The 5,326-nt window shown below is 64.5% G+C and carries 6 protein-coding genes; 4 read left to right on the forward strand and 2 right to left on the reverse strand.

All coding sequences use genetic code 11. From position 1 onward, the window contains the following. The first annotated feature begins 19 nt into the window (after positions 1–19). Positions 20–121 (forward strand): sodium/proton-translocating pyrophosphatase, encoded by a 102-nt coding sequence (locus tag IRZ12_RS17605; RefSeq protein ID WP_367181594.1) that lies wholly within the window; start codon positions 20–22, stop codon positions 119–121. A gap of 49 nt (positions 122–170) precedes the next feature. Here IRZ12_RS17605 and murJ read toward each other — a convergent pair whose 3' ends face one another. Then, entirely contained in the window at positions 171–1,733 is a 1,563-nt protein-coding gene (murJ, locus tag IRZ12_RS15235; protein ID WP_296470131.1) for a murein biosynthesis integral membrane protein MurJ, read from the reverse strand. A gap of 199 nt (positions 1,734–1,932) precedes the next feature. On the opposite strand from murJ, the gene rpsT reads away from it, so the two are divergent. Further along, positions 1,933–2,196: a 30S ribosomal protein S20 gene (gene rpsT / locus IRZ12_RS15240; protein WP_296470132.1), complete on the forward strand. Its 264-nt coding sequence runs from the start codon at positions 1,933–1,935 to the stop codon at positions 2,194–2,196. A 142-nt stretch (positions 2,197–2,338) separates the two neighbouring features. On the opposite strand, the gene IRZ12_RS15245 is transcribed toward rpsT, so the two are convergent. Continuing rightward, complete coding sequence (locus IRZ12_RS15245; protein ID WP_296470134.1) at positions 2,339–2,671, reverse strand: DUF3579 domain-containing protein; 333 nt, start codon at positions 2,669–2,671, stop codon at positions 2,339–2,341. 354 nt (positions 2,672–3,025) lie between these two features. Between IRZ12_RS15245 and argF the strand changes: the two genes are divergently transcribed. Both argF and IRZ12_RS15255 read left to right on the forward strand, forming a co-directional pair. Next, positions 3,026–3,979: an ornithine carbamoyltransferase gene (gene argF, locus IRZ12_RS15250; RefSeq protein ID WP_296470136.1), complete on the forward strand. Its 954-nt coding sequence runs from the start codon at positions 3,026–3,028 to the stop codon at positions 3,977–3,979. 244 nt (positions 3,980–4,223) lie between these two features. Next, positions 4,224–5,326, forward strand: a 1,103-nt coding sequence (locus IRZ12_RS15255) for an argininosuccinate synthase (protein WP_296470138.1), incomplete at its 3' end; no start/stop codon positions are given.

The raw sequence follows: 5,326 nt of genomic DNA on the forward strand, positions 1-5,326 counted from the left end.
TTATCGGGGGCAGCGTCAGATGTGTATAAGAGACCCCTACAAGGATACGGCCGGCCCCGCGGTGAACCCGCTCATCAAGATCGTCAACATCGTGGCACTGCTGCTAGTGCCGCTGCTCTGAACGCGTTGCCGCCCGGGCGGACGCCCCGGCCCTGCCCGGGCGGCACGCGCTAATCGCTCACTACCCGGCGACGGAAATCGCGCGGCCTGAATCCGAGCGCGAACAGGGCTCCGAAATACACAACGGCCGACCCGGCTACCACGGCCAGCAACAAGGCAGCCCGCATCCAGGCGCGGGCCTGCAGGCCCAGCCAGTCGATCTGCTGTTCAATGAACCACAGCGCCGCTCCCATCGCGGCCAACGCCACGACGAGCCGCACCAGGAACCCCGCCCAGCCGCCGGCAGGACGGTACGCTCCGCGCCGGCGCAGCCCTACGAGCAAGGCCAGCGCGTTGATGCAAGCACCCGTGCCGATGGAAAGCGCCAGGCCGGCATGCTGCAGCCAGGGCACGAATACCAGGTTCAGGCATTGCGTCGCCACCAGCACGACCAGCGCGATCTTGACCGGCGTGCGGATGTCCTGCCGCGCGTAAAACCCGGGCGCGAGAATCTTCACCGACAACAGCCCGATCAGCCCCACCGCATAGGCGATGACCGCAGTCCGGGTCTGGGCCACGTCGACAGCCGTGAACGCGCCGTAATGGAACAAAGTGCTGACGAGCCCCTCGGACATCAGCGCAAGCCCCAGGCAAGCCGGCAGCCCCAGCAGCAGCGTGAGCCGCAGGCCCCAGTCGAGCAGCGCGCTGTACTCCTCGGGTCGCCCCGCCGCATGGGCCTGGGAGAGGCTGGGCAACAGCACGGTGCTCAGCGCGATGCCCAACAGCGCGGTCGGGAACTCCATCAGCCGGTCGGCGAACGATAGCCAGGTCACGCTGCCCGGCGCCAGCCAGGTCGCGATGTTGGTATTGATGAGCAGCGAAAGCTGCGCGACCGACACCCCCACGATGGCCGGCAGCATCTGCCGCACGATGCGCCGTACATAGGGATCGGCCCAGGCGGTACGCAATCCCAGGCCTATGCGCGGAAATAAGCCGATGCGCGCCAAGGCCGCGAACTGGACCGCCAGTTGCGCCACACCGCCCACCATGACGCCGACTGCCAAGGCATGGATGGGCACGGAAAAACGCGGGGCGAGCCACAGGCTGGCGGCGATCATGGAAAGATTCAGCAGCACCGGCGTGAAAGCCGGCACGCCGAAACGCCGCCACGTATTGAGGACGCCCGAGGCGAACGCGACCAACGACATGCACAGGATGTACGGGAACATGACCCGGGTCATCCAGACCGCAGAGTGGAAGTCGGCAGCGCGGTCGGCCCCGCGCAAGCCGCTGCCGACGGCGCTCACCACCCACGGCGCTGCCACGACGCCTAGCGCCGTGACCACCATCAGGGTAAAGGTCAGCAAGGACGCGACCCGGTCCAGCAGCAGCCGGGTGTCTTCGGGAGCATGCCGGGCGCGGGCTTCGCCCAGGATGGGCACGAAAGCCTGGGAAAACGCGCCCTCTGCGAACAGGCGCCGCAGCAGGTTGGGAATGCGGAACGCCACCCAGAAAGCGTCCGTGAGGCTGCCGGCGCCAAAGGCCCGGGCGATGAGGATGTCGCGTACCAGGCCGGTAATCCGGGACAATAAGGTATAACTGCTGACAGTGGCCGCGGCGCGCAGCAAATTCATGGATGACCTTCTACGCGGCGCACCGCGCGGATGTGTTGCAGATGCACGTGTTGAGCAATGGACGAATCACGTCGCATTTGATTTTACGGGCATTTAAGGCTATAGTCTTTGGCTTTGCGAAGCTCCTTCCCCGCGCGAACGACGTATAGCGCGAACGTGTGCAAGACGTGTCTTCGCCTTACTCGATACGGAATTTTCCATGGCTAATACCGCCCAAGCACGCAAGCGCGCCCGCCAAGCAGTGGCCCGCAACAAGCACAATTCCAGCCTGCGCTCGATGCTGCGCACCTCGATCAAGCGTGTGCGCCAAGCCATCGAGGCCGGCGACAAAGCCGCCGCCACGGAAGTGCTGCAAAAGGCCACCAGCGTGATCGACCGCGTCGCCGACAAGAAAATCATCCACAAGAACAAGGCCGCTCGCCACAAGAGCCGCCTGGCCGCCGCCGTCAAGGCGCTGGCCTAATCCGGATCGGCGCCGCGGCCTTCGGGCCGCGCAAATGAAAGCAAAGCCTGCCCGTCGGGATACTGACGGGCAGGCTTTCGTTCGCCCCTTCCAAGGCAATCAGCCAGCCCCTCGCCATGAAGAAGGCAAAAAAAGAGCGGGGTCAGCCCCGCTCGGGATCGGAAGGCTTGTCTGCCGCGTCGGGAATCAGGCAGGCCTCCATGGTCCGCAAGTCGTTGTCCCGCGCGAAGTCGACCACGAATTGCCAGGCCAGGGGCTCGAGCGCACGCAGCCGCTCGTCCACCACCACGCACTTGACGCCGTCGATGAAGGTCGGCACGACATAGGGCGAATAGGTATAGGGGCTCGCCACGCTGCCCTTGGGTCGAAAAGGCGACATGACGCCAGCCAGGCGCTCGGCCCAGTCGCTGGGACGAAACTTGCTGCCGCTGTGGGTGATGCCCTGGATAATGAACTGCCTGACGCTTTCAGCCATCGTCGATGTGTGGGCGGAAAATCCGCGGTGAAGAGGTCTCGTGAACCCGGTAGATCTCCGGCCGGATCGGTTGCATGCCTGATCGGGCCGCCCGTACGTCAGCGATGGCAGGCGCACGAGGGGCGGTTTACGCCGCAAATGAGAGCTGAGCATTGTAACTGATCGCCCCAGGCCTCCTCCACTTTCCTTGCAAGCCAAGGACGCGGCGCGCAGGACGCGACGGCGCGTCACCGGCGACCGGCGCCCTTCCCTCGGGTATCATTGATCCTTTCCGCGAAACGAGCCGATGAGTCGATAGCCGCGCGGTGCCGGCCACTGCACGCTGATTCGGCGATTCCCTGTCAGAGGCGTCGTATGAACGCACAACCCGAACAAACCTCCAAGAAATCCCCTCCCCCGTTGCGGCACTTCCTGCAGTTCAACGACTTCACGCGTGAGGAAATCGAGTATCTGTTCGACCGCGCCGCGCTCATCAAGCGCAAGTTCAAGAACTACGAACCGCACTTCACCCTGAGCGACCGCACGCTCGCCATGGTGTTCGAGAAAGCCAGCACGCGTACCCGTGTCTCGTTCGAGGCAGGCATGTACCAAATGGGGGGCTCGGTCATCCACCTGACCACGGGCGATTCCCAGCTGGGCCGCGCCGAGCCGATCGAAGACGCGGCCCAGGTCATCTCCCGCATGGTGGACCTGGTGATGATCCGCACTTTCGAACAAACCAAGATCGAACGGTTTGCGGCACACTCGCGCGTGCCAGTCATCAACGGCCTGACCAACGAATTCCACCCCTGCCAGATCCTGGCCGACATCTTTACCTACATCGAGCACCGTGGCCCCATCCAGGGCAAGACGGTTGCCTGGGTGGGCGATTCCAACAACATGTGCAACACGTGGCTGCAGGCCGCCGAGCTGCTGGATTTCAATCTGCACGTCTCCACGCCTCCCGGCTATGAGCTCGAGCCGGAGCGCGCGGGAGTCGTCAGCCCCGAGCGCCTCAAGCAGTTCGCCGACCCGATGCAAGCCTGCGCAGGCGCCCACCTCGTCACCACCGACGTGTGGACGAGCATGGGCTTCGAGGCGGAAAACGAAGAACGCCGGGCCGCCTTCGCCGACTGGTGCGTCGATAGCGAAATGATGGCCGTGGCCGATCCCAGCGCGATCTTCATGCACTGCCTGCCCGCGCACCGGGGCGAGGAAGTCACGGCCGAAGTGATCGACGGCCCGCAAAGCGTGGTTTGGGACGAAGCGGAAAACCGCCTGCACGTCCAAAAGGCCTTGATGGAATTCCTGCTGCTCGGACGCCTTTAGACCCAGGCGTGGGAAATGGTGGCGCGCCGGCAACGGTGGCCCGGCCATTTCCCGCGCACGGCCCCCGGCAAATGGTGCCGGCCGCCATCCTTGCTACAATAGCCGATCGCCCTTGTTAGGCCGGGGGGCGGTTGCACGATCCCGCGTTATGGCGCGGCGCCTTGCGGCGCCTCCATAGCCGGTGACCTAGACCGGCCAATAGCCGCACCGCCACACGCGGGCCGTCCATGTCCTGGGAACATCAATGAGCGAAGTAAAGAAGGTCGTACTAGCCTACTCGGGCGGCCTTGACACATCCGTCATCCTGAAATGGCTGCAGGATACGTACCAGTGCGAAGTCGTCACCTTCACCGCCGACATCGGCCAGGGTGAGGAACTCGAACCGGCTCGCACCAAGGCACTGAAGTTTGGCATCAAGCCGGAACACATCTATATCGAAGATCTGCGCGAAGAGTTCGTGCGCGACTTCGTCTTCCCGATGTTCCGCGCGAACACCATCTACGAAGGCGAATACCTGCTCGGCACGTCCATCGCGCGGCCACTGATCGCCAAGCGCCAGATCGAGATCGCCCGCGAGGTGAAGGCCGACGCCGTCTCGCACGGCGCCACCGGCAAGGGCAACGACCAGGTCCGGTTCGAACTCGGCTACTACGCGCTCGAGCCGGGCATCAAAGTCATCGCCCCGTGGCGCGAATGGGACCTGCTCTCTCGCGAGAAGCTGCTCGCCTACGCCGAGAAGGCCGGCATTCCCATCGAGATGAAGCACAAGCAAGGCGGCGCGCCCTACTCCATGGACGCCAACCTGCTCCACATCAGCTACGAAGGCCGGCACCTGGAAGACCCGAAGGCCGAGGCGGAAGAGTCGATGTGGCGCTGGACGGTGTCCCCGGAGGCCGCGCCCGACGCCCCGGAATACGTGGAGCTCGAATTCGAGCGCGGCGACATCGTCGCCGTGAATGGCAAGCGCATGACGCCCGCCCAAGTGCTCACCGAACTGAACAAGCTCGGCGGCAAGCACGGCATCGGCCGCCTCGACCTGGTGGAAAACCGCTACGTCGGCATGAAGTCCCGCGGCTGCTACGAAACCCCGGGAGGCACGATCATGCTGCGCGCGCACCGGGCGATCGAATCCATCACGCTTGACCGCGAAGTCGCCCACCTCAAGGACGACCTCATGCCGCGCTACGCCAGCCTGATCTACAACGGCTACTGGTGGAGCCCGGAACGCAAGGCGCTGCAGGTGCTGATCGACCACACCCAGCACTCGGTCAACGGGTGGGTGCGCCTGAAGCTGTACAAGGGCAACGTCTATACGGTGGCGCGCGACTCCAAGGACACCCTGTTCGA

The sequence above is a fragment of the Pigmentiphaga sp. genome (assembly GCF_019689535.1).
GTDB lineage: Bacteria > Pseudomonadota > Gammaproteobacteria > Burkholderiales > Burkholderiaceae_B > Pigmentiphaga.